Here is a 14,524-nt window from a genome sequence, read left to right as displayed (position 1 = left end):
CCGCCGCCAGTCGGGCCTCCGGTCAGGCGCCGGCGGACTCCTGCGCCTGGTGCACCTCGGCCACCTTCGTCCCGGTGATGCGGTAGACGTCGAACACGCCGTCGACCTTGCGCACCGCGGTGAGCACCTGCTGCAGGTGCCCGGGCTCGGCCATCTCGAAGACGAACTTCGAGATCGCGATCCGGTCGGACGACGTGGAGACCGTGGCCGACAGGATGTTGACGTGGTAGTCCGACAGCACCTTCGTGACGTCGGACAGCAGGCGGGACCGGTCGAGGGCCTCGACCTGGATCTGCACGAGGAACATGGTGTTGGCGCCCGTCGTCCAGCTCACGTCCACCATGCGCTCCGGCTGGGCCTTCGCCAGCTGCTCGGCGTTGGCGCAGTCCGCGCGGTGCACGCTCACGCCCGCACCGCGGGTCACGAAGCCGACGATCGAGTCACCCGGCACCGGCGTGCAGCACTTGGCGAGCTTGACCCAGATGTCGTCGACGCCCTTGACCACGATGCCGGGGTCGCCGGTGCGCCCCCGGCGGGTCGGGGTCCCGGGGCGCGCGGCCTCGGCCGCGTCCTCCTCGGTGCCCTCCTCGCCGCCGAGCGACTTCACGAGCAGGTCGACGACGTGCGGCGCCGAGGCGTGCCCCTCGCCGACGGCCGCGTACAGCGCGGACACGTCGGCGTAGCGCATGTCGTTCGCCAGGCCCACGAGCGCCTCGTGGCTGAGCAGGCGCTGGATGGGCAGGTTCTGCTTGCGCATCGCCTTCGTGATGGCGTCCTTGCCCTGCTCGATCGCCTCCTCGCGCCGCTCCTTGGTGAACCACTGGCGGATCTTGTTGCGGGCGCGCGCCGACTTCACGAACGCGAGCCAGTCGCGCGAGGGGCCCGCCGACTCCGCCTTCGAGGTGAGGATGTCGATCGTGTCGCCGTTCTGCAGCGTCGAGTCGAGCGGCACGAGGCGGCCGTTGACGCGCGCGCCCATCGTGCGGTGCCCCACCTCGGTGTGCACCGAGTAGGCGAAGTCGACCGGGGTGGCGCCGGCGGGCAGCGCCATCACCTCGCCCTTCGGCGTGAAGACGTACACCTCCGCGCCGCCGATCTCGTAGCGCAGGGAGTCGAGGAACTCGCTCGGGTCCGCCGTCTCGCGCTGCCAGTCGACGAGCTGGCGCAGCCACGCCATGTCGTTGGCGCGGGGGTCGTCCGTGGTCCCCGGCTTGCCGGCGGGGGCCATCTGCTTGTACTTCCAGTGCGCCGCGACCCCGTACTCCGCGCGGCGGTGCATGTCGTGCGTGCGGATCTGGATCTCGACCGGCTTGCCGCCCGGGCCCACGACCGTCGTGTGCAGCGACTGGTACATGTTGAACTTCGGCATCGCGATGTAGTCCTTGAACCGGCCCGGGACCGGGTTCCAGCGCGCGTGGAGCGCGCCGAGCACCGCGTAGCAGTCCCGCACCGTGTCCACGAGGACGCGCGTGCCGACGAGGTCGTAGATCTCCGCGAAGTCGTGCCCGCGCACGATCATCTTCTGGTAGATCGAGTAGTAGTGCTTGGGCCGCCCGGTCACGGTGGCCTTGATCTTCGCGCTGCGCAGGTCGGCGGAGATCTGCTCGCGCACCACCGACAGGTACTCCTCGCGGGCGGGCGCGCGCTCCGCCACCAGGTGCACGATCTCGTCGTACACCTTGGGGTACAGCGTCTGGAAGGACAGGTCCTCCAGCTCCCACTTGATGGTGTTCATGCCCAGCCGGTGCGCGAGCGGGGCGTAGATCTCCAGCGTCTCGCGCGCCTTGCGCTGCGCCGACGAGCCGGAGACGTACTTCCAGGTGCGGGCGTTGTGCAGCCGGTCCGCGAGCTTGATGACCAGCACGCGGATGTCCTTGGCCATCGCGACGACCATCTTGCGGACGGTCTCGGCCTGGGCCGCGTCGCCGTACTTCACCTTGTCGAGCTTGGTGACGCCGTCGACGAGCATGGCGATCTCCTCGCCGTACTCCTGGGTCAGCTCGTCCAGGCCGTAGTCGGTGTCCTCGACCGTGTCGTGCAGCAACGCGGCCGCGAGGGTCGCGCCGTCGAAGCCGAGCTCCGCGAGGATCGTCGCCACGGCGACCGGGTGCGTGATGTACGGGTCGCCGGACTTGCGCTCCTGGCCGCGGTGACAGCGCTCGGCCGTCGCGTAGGCGCGCTCGAGCACCGACAGGTCGGACTTCGGGTGGTTGGTGCGCACCGCCTGGAGCACGGGCTCCAGCGCGGGCGTGGTGGGCGGGGCGCCGCGCACCCCGAGCCGCACCAGCCGGTTGCGCACGCTGCGCCCCGAGCCCGATCCGCGACCCGACGGGCCCGATCCCTGGGGCGCGGCGGCGGCGCGCACGACCTTCGTCTCGTCGCTCATCTGCGCCTCCTTCCGCAACCACCGCGGGGTCGCCGACGGCCGGGACGGCAAGTCTACGACTCCACGCGCAGCAGAGCCTCGACCGTCCGGCCCGGCAGCCGACCGCGTCCGCCCAGGCCAGCGAGCTCGAGCAGGAACGCGAGGGCGACCACCTGGCCGCCCGAGCGTTCCACGAGCTCGGCGGCCGCGCACGCCGTGCCGCCGGTCGCGAGCACGTCGTCGACGATGAAAACACGCGCACCCGCACCGAGTGTTCCCGTGCGCAGCTCGATGGCGGCGGAGCCGTACTCGAGCTCGTACTCCACCCGCTCGACCGGCGGCGGGAGCTTGCCCGCCTTGCGCAGCGGCAGGAAGCCGACCCCGAGCCTGGTGGCGAGCGGCGCGCCGAGCAGGAACCCGCGCGCTTCCATCCCGGCGACGACGTCCACGCCGCCGTCCGCGTCGACCAGGCGGGCGAACGCCTCCACGACGTCCGCCAGCGCCCGGCCGTCCGCGAGCAGCGGGGTGATGTCCCGGAACACGACCGGCGGGTGCGGGTAGTCCGGCACGTCCCGGATCAGCGCGCGGACCTCCGCCGCGCGCCCGGAGCCCAGGCCCCGCAGGCCGTCGAGCACGATGTCGTCCGGCCGGCCGTCACCGGGCACGCCGTCGAAGGTGTCCGTCATCCCGTCGTCCCCGTGCCTCAGCGCGTGCGCTTGCGGCGCGGCTGGGCGCTGTTGCCCTGGTGCTGCCCCGGCACGAGCTGCGCCGAGCCGGTCGTGTACGCCTCGACCTCGGCCTCGTGGCCGCCCTCGGCGACCAGGCCGGCACGGGCCTCGAGCACGGACTTCGTGTGGGCCGCGATGCGGGGCTCGCGCTCGCGCAGCGCGACGTCGAGCGGCGTCGCCAGGAAGAGCGACGAGGCCGCGCCGACGGCGATGCCGACGAACAGCGAGAGCGACAGGTCGCGCAGCGTGCCCGCGCCGAGCAGGAACGCGCCCACGAACAGGATGCTCGCGACCGGCAGCAGCGCCACGACGGAGGTGTTGATGGACCGGACCAGCGTCTGGTTGACGGCGAGGTTCGCCCGCTCCGCGTACGTGCTGCGCGTCTGGGTGAGCACGTCCGCGGTGTTCTCGCGGACCTTGTCGAAGACGACCATCTTGTCGTACAGCGAGAAGCCGAGGATCGTCAGGAAGCCGATGATCGTCGACGGCGTGACCTCCCAGCCGATCGCCGCGTACACGCCGGCGGAGATGAGCAGGTCGCCGAGCATCGCGACGATCGCCGCCACCGACATCCGCCAGGCGCGGAAGTACACCGCCATGAACAGCGCCGCGGCGAGCACGAACACGACCGTGCCCCACAGGGCCCGGGTCGAGACGCCCGCGCCCCAGGTCGGGCCCACGAACGACGTGGTGATCTCCGACGCCTCCACGTCGTACGCCGTGGCGAGGTCGGTGGTGATCTCCGACTCCTGCTCGGGGGTCACGACCTCCGTCTGCACGCGGACGGCCGAGCCGCCCACGATCGCGACGCGGGGCTCCTCGCTCGGGAGCGTCTGATGCACGGCGTCGATCGCGAGCTGCTGCTCGGTCGACGACGCGTTGTTCACGGTGAACTCCGTGCCGCCGCGGAAGTCGATGCCGAGGGTGAGGCCCTTGATCGCGATGACCAGGATCGAGGCGATCGCGAGCGCGCCGGCGATCGCGAACCAGCGCTTGCGGCGCTGCACGATCGGGTAGGACCGACGGCCCGTGTACAGGTCGTTGCCCCACTGGGCGAAGTTGATGCGGGCCATCAGCGGCTCTCCTCGTTCGTGCCGGAGGTGGTCTCACCGGTCGCCGAGGGCGACGCGCCGTCCCCTGGTCCGGAGCCGGGCCCGGGGTCGGGCTCCGCCTCCTGGGCCGCGGCAGCCCGCCGCTCGGCGGCGCGGCGCTCGGCGATCGTCAGGCGACGGCCCGACGCGTCGGTCGCCGGGGCCGGGGCCTGCCGCGCGCCGCTGTGCACCGGCTCGGGCGCCGTGGCGCCCGTGGTGGCGGGCACGCCCTCGGCCTCGGCCTCGGTCGCTGCCGCGTCGCCGGCCACAGCCGGCTCGGGCATCCGGACCCGCCCGGCACCCACGTACCGCGGGCCGGAGCCCGCACGCAGCCGCTCGGGCGACAGCCCGGACCACAGGTGACCGTCCCGGAAGAACGGGATCTTGGTGATGACCTCCATCATCGGGTGCGTGAACCAGAACACGACGGCGACGTCGATGATCGTCGTCAGGCCCAGCGTGAACGCGAAGCCCTGCACGCCGCCCACGGCGAGGAAGTACAGGATGACCGCGGAGATCAGGTTGACCGCCTTCGCCGCGAGCACCGTGCGCCGCGCGCGGGCCCAGCCGCGCTCGACGGCGAAGGCCAGAGTTCTCCCGTCACGCAGCTCGTCACGGATACGTTCGAAGTACACGATGAACGAGTCCGCGGTGAAGCCGATCGCGACGATCAGGCCCGCGACGCCCGCGAGGGAGAGCCGGTAGCCCATCCCCCAGGAGAGCAGGGCGATGGACAGGTAGGTGATGACGCCGGCGACGACGAGCGACGCGACGGTGAGCAGGCCCAGCGTGCGGTACTGCAGCAGCGAGTACACGACCACGAGCGCGAGGCCGATGAGGCCCGCGATGAGGCCGTTGCGCAGCTGCTCGGAGCCGAGGGTCGCGGAGATGACCTCCTGGCTCTCCACCGTGTACTGCACGGGCAGCGCGCCGAAGCTCAGCTGGTTGGCGAGCGTCGCGGCCGAGTCGCGGGTGAACGACCCGGAGATGACGGCGCTGCCGTCCGTGATCGCCTGCGAGACCGACGGGGCCGAGACCACCAGGGTGTCGAGGACGATGGCGAACTGGTTGCGCGGCGCCTCGAGCGTGGCGATGCGACCCGTGGTCTCGCGGAACTGCTTCGCGCCCGTCGAGTCGAAGTCGAGGAAGACGCCCCACTCGTTGGTGGTGGTGCCGTTCGGCCCGGGCACCAGGCCCGAGCTCGCGTTGGAGATGTGCGTGCCCTCGATCTCCACCGGGCCGAGGATGTACTTGACCGCGCCGGTCTCGTCACAGGTCACGAGCGGCTTGTCGGGGTCGTCCCCGCCGCCGCCCTTGAGGTTCTCCGGGTCGGTGCAGTCGAGCTTCTCGAACTGCGACTGGATCTCCGGGGTGATCTGCGCGAGGTCGCTCGGGTCGGATGCCGCGGCCGCGTCGCCCGTCTCGTCGCCCTCGGCCGGCGTCGTCGCCGGCGAGGGGTCCGTGGTGGCGTCGTCGCCGGAGGTGGCGGTCGCCGTCGGCGTCGGGTCCGTGGCCTTGCCGAGGTCCGAGGGGAGGGTCACGGCGGAGCCGGCGCCCTTGCCGCTCGGCGTGGTGTCCGCGGCCTCGTCGTCCTTCGCGCCGCCGGACTTCCCGTCCTTCGAGTCCTTGGCGTCGCCGGAGGTCGCGTCGTCGGTGGCCGCGCCCTCGGCGTCGCCGCTCGGCGACGCGGACGGCTCCGGCGTCGGCGTGCCCGCCGCATAGGTCAGCACCGGGCGGAAGCGCATCTGGGCGGGCTGGGAGATCAGGTCGATGGTCTCCTGCGACACCTCGCCGGGGATGCCGACGACGATGTTCTTCGACCCCTGTGCCGTGATCTCCGCCTCGGAGACGCCGGAGGAGTCGATGCGCTGCCGGATGACGTTGATCGACTCGTCGATCGTCTCCGACGTCACCTGCGACCCGTCCGTGGTGTCGGCCTTGAGGATCAGCTGCGTGCCGCCCTGCAGGTCGAGCGCCAGGCCCGGGGCCCAGCTCGCGCCGTCCGGGTTGGAGTCGGACTTGGCGTCCCAGAAGACGCCGGCGCCGAGGGCGAGGAACGGCAGGACGATCGTCAGGATCGTGAAGACCACGAGGGTGCGCGCCGGACGCGACCGCTTCGTGCGTGAGTTCGCCAACTTCTGTCTCTTCCCGTCTGCGCGCCGCCGGTGGGTCGGCGCGTGATGGCGCCGGCCGGGATCACCCCGACCGGCGCGTCGTCAGGCCGACGGGCGCGAGCGCCCGCCGTCCCATGTCGCTGGTGCTGTCACTTCGTGGTGCCGGTCTCGCCCTCGTCGCGACGCTGCTGCTCCCGGTACTCCCGCTGGGCGGTGTCCAGGCTCGACAGGTCGTCGGGGACGTCGATGTGACCGTCGCCGGAGGTGATCGTACCGGTCGCGGTGGGGTCGGTTGTGACGTCGGTCTCGTCGCCGGCCTCGGTGGCGTCCTCGACCGGCGTGTCGACACGCTTGGCGATCGCCGCACGGAGCCAGCGGGTCTGCGTCCCGGGGCTCGACTCGATGGTGACGGTGTCGTTGCTCTCGTCGATCTCCACCACGGTGCCGAAGAGGCCGGAGCCGGTCATGACCTCCTGGCCCGGGGCGAGCTGCGACCGGAACTCCTGCTGCGCACGCTGCTGCTTGCGCGACCGCGAGCTCATGAAGAACATGAGGCCGGCGAGGACCACGAAGAGAATGATGATGGAGAAGTCCACGGAGCGTCCTTGTCTGTCGCTGCCCGGCCGTCGCTGCTCGACAGGCGGGCGTCGGGGCGCGCCGGTCGGCACGCCGGGCACAGCTCCGCGTCTGCTCGCGAACCTGTGCGTACGGGCCCCAACGAGCACGGCACCCGTCGAGTTCCGGCCCGGACCGTCGGCGGGCCGGGCAGCACCAGTCTAGGTGCTCGGCTCGCCGCTCTCGGCGGCCTCGTCGAAGAGGGTGCCGCCGAGCGGGGCGCCCCACGCCCCGAGCGGCGGCTCGAGGCCGAGGTGCTCCCAGGCCGCGGGCGTCGCGACGCGCCCGCGCGGGGTGCGGCCGAGCAGCCCCTCGCGCACCAGGTACGGCTCCGCGACGGTCTCGACGGTGTCGGGCTCCTCGCCGACGGTCATCGCGAGGGTGCTGAGGCCGACGGGCCCGCCGCCGAACCGGCGGCAGACGGCGTCGAGGACGGAGCGGTCGAGCCGGTCGAGGCCGATCGGGTCCACCTCGTACACCTCGAGCGCGGCGCGGGCGGCACGCAGGTCCAGCCGACCGTCGCCGCGGACCTGCGCCCAGTCGCGCACGCGGCGCAGCAGCCGGTTGGCGATGCGGGGCGTGCCCCGCGAGCGGCCGGCGATCTCGTGCGCGGCCGCGTGCTGCAGGTCGACGCCCAGCAGGCCGGCCGAGCGCAGGATGACGCGCTCCAGCTCGGCGGCGTCGTAGAAGTCGAGGTGGCCGGTGAAGCCGAACCGGTCGCGCAGGGGCGCCGGGAGCAGCCCGGAACGGGTGGTGGCGCCGACCACGGTGAACGGCGGCAGCGCCAGCGGGATCGCGCTGGCCCCGGCGCCCTTGCCGACGACGACGTCGACGCGGAAGTCCTCCATCGCGACGTACAGCAGCTCCTCGGCGGGCCGCGCGAGCCGGTGGATCTCGTCGATGAAGAGCACCTCGCCCTCCTCGAGCGAGGACAGGACGGCGGCCAGGTCGCCCGCGTGCTGGATGGCCGGACCGCTGGTGACGCGCAGGGACGTGCCGAGCTCGGCCGCGATGATCATGGCCAGCGTCGTCTTGCCGAGCCCGGGCGGGCCGGACAGCAGCACGTGGTCGGGCGAGGCCTCGCGGGCCAGGGCGGCCTGCAGGACGAGGGAGAGCTGGTCGCGCACCACCCGCTGGCCGACGAACTCGTCGAGCCTCTTGGGCCGCAGGGCCGCCTCGGCCGCGCGCTCGACGTCGTCGGCCGAGGAGGTGACGAGCCGCTCGCCGCCGTACTCCGGCTCCAGCGGCTCAGCCACGTCGCCCGCCCAGGGAGCGCAACGCCGCCCGCAGCGTCGCCGCCACATCGATCGGGCCGCCGCTCGGGACGTCGTCGCCGACGTCCGCGAGAACGCGATCGACGGTCTCCTGCGCGACCTTCGCCGCCCAGCCCAGGCCGACGAGCGCCTCGACGACCTGGTCGCGCGCGGGGTCGCCGGCCGCGAGCGGCGGCGCCTCGGGCACCGGGGCGCCCGCCTCGGCGGAGGTCGGGGCGCCGAGCTTGCCGGACAGCTCGAGGACGAGGCGCTGGGCGCTCTTGGGCCCGACGCCGGGGATGCGGCGCAGCGCCGCGAGGTCCTCGCTCGCGACGGCGCGGCGCAGCGCGTCGGGCGTGAGCACGGCCAGCATGGCGAGCGCGATGCGCGGGCCGACGCCCGAGACCGACTGCGCCGTCTCGAAGACCTCGCGCTCGTCCGCCTCGGCGAAGCCGAACACGGTCATCGAGTCCTCGCGGACGACGAGCGTGGTGTGCAGCTGGGCGCGCTCCCCCACCCGGAGCCCCGCCAGGGTCCCGGGGGTGGCGTGGACGAGGTACCCGACCCCGCCGACGTCGAGCACGGCCCGCTCGAGCGTCACGTGCGTGACCGTGCCGGTCAGGGAGGCGATCACCGTGGTCCTTCCGTCGAGCTGGCCAATCGTCGAACACCCGTACGAGGCGTCACTGTAACAACCGGCGCCGACGCTCCGGACGCGACACCCGGACGCGACACGGTGAGCACGCCGCGGCCGCCGTCACCGGGCCGTGCGGGACGGGGCCCCGCGGTGCGACCCGGTGCGCGCCGAGCGCTCCGCCGCGGCCCAGGCGCGCTGCGCGGGCGTGAGCTCGTGGCGCTCCCCGCCCTGGAGCGCGCCGGAGGGTCGCCAGAGGTGCGTGACGGCGAGGGCGAGGGCGTCCGCGGCGTCGGCGGGGCGCGGCAGCTCGTCGAGCCCGAGGATGCGCGCGATCATCCGCTGCACCTGTTCCTTGCCCGCCCGCCCGGACCCGGTGACGGCGGCCTTCACCTCGCTGGGGGTGTGCATCGCGACGGGCACCCCCCGCTTCGCGGCGGCGACCATCGCCAGGCCGGCGACCTGCGCGGTGCCCATCACGGTGCTGCGGTTGTTCTGCGCGAACACGCGCTCCACAGCCACGACGTCGGGCACGGTGCGCTCGAGCCACGCGTCGAGCCCCTCGGCGATGCACAGCAGCCGCAGGTCCACGCTCAGCTCGGGCTCGCTGCGCACGACCCCAACGTCGACCATCCGGGCCCTGCGTCCCGGCAACGAGTCGACGACGCCGACCCCGCACCGGGTCAGCCCCGGATCCACCCCCAGCACTCGCACGCGGTCACCATCTCACGCACGGCGGACACCCCCGCGCAGGCGCGACGACAGCCCCGCACGGGACACGGCTCACGCCCCCTGCCCCCACCCACCACGAGGAATGATCCGAGGTCGCGGGCCCGGAGGCCACGCACGAACGCGGACGGGCGGGGTGGGACGTGTCGCGAGGCTGGCCGGGCCTGGCGGGAGGCCGCGAGGAACGAGCGGCCGGATGGCGCGCCTCGCGACACGTCCCAGCCCGCCCGGCCGCCCCGACCGAGAGCCTCCGGCCCGGCACGACGAAAGGATCAGTCCTCGTCCAGCGCCGCCATGACCTCGTCCGAGGCGTCGAAGTTCGCGTAGACGTTCTGGACGTCGTCGCTGTCCTCGAGCGCGTCGATGAGGCGCATGATCTTGCGCGCGCCCTCGACGTCGACCTCGACCTCCATGGACGGGTGCCAGATGGAGTCGGCGGAGTCGTACTCGATGCCCGCCTCCTGGATGGCGGTGCGCACGGCGACGAGGTCGGTGGCCTCGGAGAGCACCTCGATGACGTCGCCCTCGTCGCTGACCTCCTCCGCGCCGGCGTCGAGGGCGGCGAGCATGACGTCGTCCTCGGTGACGCCGTCGGCCTTGGGCACGACGACGAGGCCCTTGCGGGAGAACAGGTAGGACACGGAGCCCGGGTCGGCCAGGTTGCCGCCGTTGCGGCTGAACGCGAGGCGGACCTCGGAGGCGGCGCGGTTCTTGTTGTCCGTGAGGCACTCGACGAGGACGGCAATGCCGTTCGCGCCGTAGCCCTCGTACATGATCGTCTGGTAGTCGACGGCGTCGGCGCCCTCGCCGGACCCGCGCTTGAGGGCGCGGTCGATGTTGTCGTTGGGGACCGACGACTTCTTCGCCTTCTGGATGGCGTCGAACAGGGTCGGGTTACCGGCGGGGTCGCCGCCTCCGGTGCGCGCGGCGACCTCGATGTTCTTGATCAGCTTGGCGAAGAGCTTGCCACGCTTGGCATCGATCGCGGCCTTCTTGTGCTTGGTCGTGGCCCACTTGGAGTGACCTGACATGCGCTCCCTAACTCCTTCGCGATGCTTGGACGAGCCGGACGAACAGCCCGTGCACACGTGCGTCCCCCGTGATCTCCGGGTGGAACGCGGTGGCGAGCAGCCGTCCCTGACGTGCTGCGACGATCTTACCGGCGGCGGGCCCGACCGTGGAGCCGTCCGCCCAGCTGTCGGGGATCCGGGCGAGGACCTCCACCTGCGGGCCGGCCTCCTCGACCCACGGCGCGCGGATGAACGCGGTGCGCACGGGTCGCCCGCCGGGGGCGTCGGAGACTCCCGCGACCTGCAGGTCCGCCTCGAACGAGTCGACCTGGCGGCCGAAGGCGTTGCGCCGCACGAGGACGTCCATCCCACCGAGGGTGCGCTGGTCGGCGGTGCCGCCCTCGATGCGGTCGGCGAGCAGGATCATGCCGGCGCACGAGCCGAACACGGGGAGCCCCTCGCCGATGAGGCGGCGCAGGGGGTCGGCGAGCTCGAAGAGGCGCAGCAGCTTGTCGATGGTGGTCGACTCTCCCCCGGGCAGCACGAGCCCGTCGACGGCGTCGAGCTCGGACGGGCGGCGGACGCTGACGGCGCGCGCGCCCGCCTGCTCGAGGGCGGCGGCGTGCTCGCGCACGTCGCCCTGGAGGGCGAGCACGCCGACGGTGGGCCGGCCCGTGCCCGACGACGGGGACGGCATGGGGACGTGGGTCGTCACCGCGGGAGCTCCTCGGGGTCGGACGGCTCGTCGTCGTGCTGCGTGCCGAGGTGGACCACGGTGCCGTCCCACCCGCGGGCCAGCGCGTCGACGACGTCCGGCAGGCTGGTCGGGAAGACCTCGCGCGTCTCGGAGCGCAGCTCCGCGGTGGTCAGCCAGCGCATCTCGTCGAGCACGTCGCGCTCCTCGGGGGTCCATCCGTCGGCGGTGGGCTCGTGGCCGCCGGCGACGCGCGCCAGGAAGAAGACCTCCTGCTGGCGGCACGTCTCGGCGAAGAAGTGGAAGAAGGCGTCCCGCGTGAGCACGGGGCCCACGAGGTCGGCGGGCGCGAGGTCGAGCCCCGCCTCCTCGCGCAGCTCGCGCAGGGCGGCGTCCACCTCGCTCTCGCCGGCGTCGATGCCGCCGCCGACAGTGAACCACCACGACCGTTCGGGCTGGTCGGCGTCGTGCCCACGCACCAGGAGGACCCGGTCCGCGCCGTCGAGCACGATGACGCGGGCGGCGCGGCGTTGCCGCAGCCCGTCCGGGCCCACCGCCCAGTCGTCGCCGAGGGCGGGGGTCACCGGCCGCGCTCGGCCGAGCGCACGGGCGCCGGCTCCGGCTCGACACGAACGCCGTGCTTCACGGCCGAGGGGGAACGCGCATCCATGGCGCCCATGGTAGCCACGGGTCGGCGGCCACCTGACCAGGGCGACCTCGCTCACCGGCGGGGCTTCACGCGCCTGGTCGGGAGGGCGGTGACGGGATCCTCCGGCCACGGGTGGCGCGGATAGCGGCCTCGCAGGTCGGCTCGGACGCCGGGATAGCCCTGCCTCCAGAAGGACGCGAGGTCGCTCGTGATCGCGACCGGCCGGCCCGCGGGCGACAGCAGGTGCAGGACGACCGGGACGCGGCCGTCCGCGACGGCCGGGGTCGTGGTCCAGCCGAAGACCTCCTGCAGCTTCACCGCGAGGACGGGCGGCTCGGCGCCGTCGTACGCGAGGCGGACCTCGGATCCCGACGGGACCTGGAGCCGTTCCGGTGCCAGCTCGCCGAACCGCGCCGCCTCCGGCCACGGCAGGAGGCCCCGGAGCGCCGAGGTCACGTCGACGCGGGCCAGGTCGCGCGAGCCTCGCACCGAGGCGAGCTCGGCGCCCAGCCAGGCGTCGAGACCCGCCAGCAACGCCTCGTCGTCGACCGCAGGCCACGGGGCTCCGAGGTGGGCGTGGCAGAACGCGAGCCGTTCCCGCAGGGCGAGGGCGGCCTCCGACCAGCGCAGCACGGACAGGCCGCTGCGCCGGATGCCGTCGCGGACGGCCGCCTGGACGAGCTGCGGGTCGGGGTTCGCCAGCGGGGCGTCGCCCAGCACGATGGCGCCGAGCGTCTCGACCCGCCGCGTCACGATCCGGCCGTTGTCCCAGCGGATCTGGTCGGTGGTCGTCACGAGGTCGCCGGCGACGTCCCGCGCGGTCTGCTCGTCGATCGGCGCCGCGGCGCGAATCCGGGCGTCGGCGCGACTGGCGGCCCGGTCGGCGACCGCGATCGCCAGCCAGGGCGCGCTCCGCAGCGGCGACTGCGGGTCCAGCGCGGCACCCGTGCCGCCCGCCATCTGGTAGGTCACGGAATCGGTCCCCCGGGCCCGCGCGATCCGGTCCGGGTACGCCAGGCCCGCCACGATCCCCACCGCGAGATCGTCGGGGACCCGGTGCTCCCCGCGGCCTGCCCGGCCGTCCCGCCCGCCCGACGGGTCACCGGTCGTCGCGCCGCGGCCGAGGCGCTTCGTCTCTTCTCCCCAGCGCGCGGTCGCGCCGCGGTCGTCGCCGCGGCGCAGGGCCCGCCAGCGTGCCGGCAGGTCGTCGCCGGCGCCGCGGCCCGAGTCGTCCGACAGCATCGCGACGATCTCGCGCGCCCGGTCGGCGCCGACCCGCGGCGCCCCGTCCAGCAGCGCACGCGCCAGGCGAGGATGCGCCCCCACCGCCCGCAGCCGACGGCCCCGCTCGGTGATCCGGCCGTCGTCGTCCAGGGCGTCGATGCGGCGCAGCAGCTCGGTGGCCGCCGTCATCGCCGGGGCCGGCGGGGGGTCGAGCAGCGTCAGACCGGCGCCGCCGGGCGCGCCCCAGGCCGCGAGGTCGAGGGCGAAGGCCGCCAGGTCGGCGACCGCGATCTCCGGCGCCGCGTGGTCGTCGAGACGCGCGTGGTCGGTGGCGGACCAGCACCGATAGACGCGGCCGGGCCCCTCCCGCCCGGCACGGCCCGCGCGCTGGTCGGCCGACGACCTCGAGACCCGGCAGGTGACCAGCGTCCCGAGGCCACGGGACTGATCGGTTCGCGGCTCGCGGGCCAGGCCCGCGTCGACCACGACCCGCACCCCGGGCACCGTCAGCGAGCTCTCCGCGACCGAGGTCGTCACCACGACCCGGCGCACGGCCGACGGCGTCAGCGCGCGCTCCTGCTCGGCCCTCGACTGGCGGCCGAACAGCGGCAGCACGTTCAGACCGGCCAACCGGCGCGTCACGCCCCCGATCTCGGCCTCCCCCGGCACGAACACGAGGATGTCGCCGTCGTTCTCCGTCAGCGCGCGCCGGACGACGGCCGCGACGTGGTCGAGCAGGCGCGGGTCGACGCGACCGCCGGGGAGCAGCGGCGTGGGCATCGGCGGCGGAGCCCACTCGGTCGCCACGTCGAACAGCGCGGCGGACGCCGTGACCACGGGTGCAGGCTCGTCCGCGCCGAGCGCGCGGCTCAGCCGGAGGGTGTCCGCCGTGGCCGAGGTCGCGACGACGGCCAGGTCGTCCCGGAGGTTCGCCCGGACGTCGACGCAGAGCGCGAGCAGCAGGTCGGCGTCCAGGTGCCGCTCGTGGCACTCGTCGATGACGATCGCCGAGACACCCGGCAGCTCCGGGTCCTGCTGCAGCCGCCGCACGAGGAGCCCCGTGGTCACCACCTCGACGCGCAGGCCCGTGCCGCCGCTGCGCTCGCCGCGCATCGCGTAGCCGATCCGCCGCCCGAGCGGCTCGCCGACCAGCGTCGCCAGCCGGGTCGCGGCCGCTCGGGTCGCCATCCGACGCGGCTCGGCGACGAGGATCGTGCCCCCGAGCGCGTCCGCCAGCGCGAGCGGCAGCAACGAGGTCTTCCCCGACCCCGGCGGCGCCACCAGCACCGCCGTACCGCGCGACCGCACCGCGTCGACCGTGGCGGGCAGGGCTGCCCGGACGGGCAGGTCCGCACCCGGCACCGACGGTTCAGGGAGCAGCACGCCCCGACCCTAGTCGACTGCGGCCAGGGGCCCCG

General features: G+C 73.9%; 12 protein-coding genes. All 12 read right to left on the bottom strand.

All coding sequences use genetic code 11. From position 1 onward, the window contains the following. Positions 1-22: 22 nt before the first annotated feature. Positions 23-2,386, bottom strand: a complete 2,364-nt coding sequence (locus ACFWDO_RS14845; RefSeq protein ID WP_380320019.1) for a RelA/SpoT family protein — start codon at positions 2,384-2,386, stop codon at positions 23-25. 53 nt (positions 2,387-2,439) lie between these two features. Then, complete coding sequence (locus tag ACFWDO_RS14840; protein ID WP_380320016.1) at positions 2,440-3,051, bottom strand: adenine phosphoribosyltransferase; 612 nt, start codon at positions 3,049-3,051, stop codon at positions 2,440-2,442. A gap of 17 nt (positions 3,052-3,068) precedes the next feature. Next, entirely contained in the window at positions 3,069-4,166 is a 1,098-nt protein-coding gene (gene secF / locus ACFWDO_RS14835) for a protein translocase subunit SecF (RefSeq protein WP_380320013.1), read from the bottom strand. Further along, on the bottom strand, positions 4,166-6,319 hold the full coding sequence (secD, locus tag ACFWDO_RS14830; RefSeq protein WP_380320010.1) for a protein translocase subunit SecD: 2,154 nt from the start codon (positions 6,317-6,319) through the stop codon (positions 4,166-4,168). Before secD ends, secF begins: the two co-directional genes overlap by 1 nt. A 128-nt stretch (positions 6,320-6,447) precedes the next feature. Beyond that, a complete protein-coding gene (gene yajC / locus ACFWDO_RS14825; RefSeq protein ID WP_380320007.1) occupies positions 6,448-6,894 on the bottom strand; it encodes a preprotein translocase subunit YajC in 447 nt (148 codons plus the stop codon). A gap of 180 nt (positions 6,895-7,074) precedes the next feature. After that, positions 7,075-8,217: a Holliday junction branch migration DNA helicase RuvB gene (gene ruvB / locus ACFWDO_RS14820; protein WP_380320004.1), complete on the bottom strand. Its 1,143-nt coding sequence runs from the start codon at positions 8,215-8,217 to the stop codon at positions 7,075-7,077. Continuing rightward, positions 8,162-8,800, bottom strand: coding sequence for a Holliday junction branch migration protein RuvA (ruvA, locus tag ACFWDO_RS14815; protein WP_380320001.1), 639 nt, complete (start codon positions 8,798-8,800; stop codon positions 8,162-8,164). Before ruvA ends, ruvB begins: the two co-directional genes overlap by 56 nt. A 123-nt stretch (positions 8,801-8,923) precedes the next feature. Next, entirely contained in the window at positions 8,924-9,514 is a 591-nt protein-coding gene (gene ruvC / locus ACFWDO_RS14810; protein WP_380319998.1) for a crossover junction endodeoxyribonuclease RuvC, read from the bottom strand. Positions 9,515-9,801: 287 nt separating this feature from the next. Then, on the bottom strand, positions 9,802-10,560 hold the full coding sequence (locus ACFWDO_RS14805; RefSeq protein ID WP_380325063.1) for a YebC/PmpR family DNA-binding transcriptional regulator: 759 nt from the start codon (positions 10,558-10,560) through the stop codon (positions 9,802-9,804). A gap of 7 nt (positions 10,561-10,567) precedes the next feature. Further along, positions 10,568-11,236, bottom strand: coding sequence for a pyridoxal 5'-phosphate synthase glutaminase subunit PdxT (gene pdxT / locus ACFWDO_RS14800; RefSeq protein ID WP_380325066.1), 669 nt, complete (start codon positions 11,234-11,236; stop codon positions 10,568-10,570). A gap of 14 nt (positions 11,237-11,250) precedes the next feature. Further along, on the bottom strand, positions 11,251-11,817 hold the full coding sequence (locus ACFWDO_RS14795) for an NUDIX hydrolase (RefSeq protein WP_380325060.1): 567 nt from the start codon (positions 11,815-11,817) through the stop codon (positions 11,251-11,253). Positions 11,818-11,954: 137 nt separating this feature from the next. Continuing rightward, entirely contained in the window at positions 11,955-14,489 is a 2,535-nt protein-coding gene (gene hrpB, locus ACFWDO_RS14790) for an ATP-dependent helicase HrpB (RefSeq protein WP_380325057.1), read from the bottom strand. Between the last annotated feature and the right edge of the window lie 35 nt (positions 14,490-14,524).

This window comes from Isoptericola sp. NPDC060185, assembly GCF_042728595.1.
GTDB lineage: Bacteria > Actinomycetota > Actinomycetes > Actinomycetales > Cellulomonadaceae > Isoptericola.
The sequence above is the reverse complement of the archived record's forward strand: the minus strand, read 5'-3'. Positions and strand labels throughout refer to the sequence as shown.

Excerpts from the sequence above, each read along its gene's own strand:
- ACFWDO_RS14845 (WP_380320019.1), bottom strand. The coding sequence starts at position 2,386 with ATGAGCGACGAGACGAAGGTCGTGCGCGCCGCCGCCGCGCCCCAGGGA.
- pdxT (WP_380325066.1), bottom strand. The coding sequence starts at position 11,236 with ATGCCGTCCCCGTCGTCGGGCACGGGCCGGCCCACCGTCGGCGTGCTC.
- ACFWDO_RS14805 (WP_380325063.1), bottom strand. The coding sequence starts at position 10,560 with ATGTCAGGTCACTCCAAGTGGGCCACGACCAAGCACAAGAAGGCCGCG.
- ACFWDO_RS14840 (WP_380320016.1), bottom strand. The coding sequence starts at position 3,051 with ATGACGGACACCTTCGACGGCGTGCCCGGTGACGGCCGGCCGGACGAC.
- ruvB (WP_380320004.1), bottom strand. The coding sequence starts at position 8,217 with ATGTGGCGGCGACGCTGCGGGCGGCGTTGCGCTCCCTGGGCGGGCGAC.
- secF (WP_380320013.1), bottom strand. The coding sequence starts at position 4,166 with ATGGCCCGCATCAACTTCGCCCAGTGGGGCAACGACCTGTACACGGGC.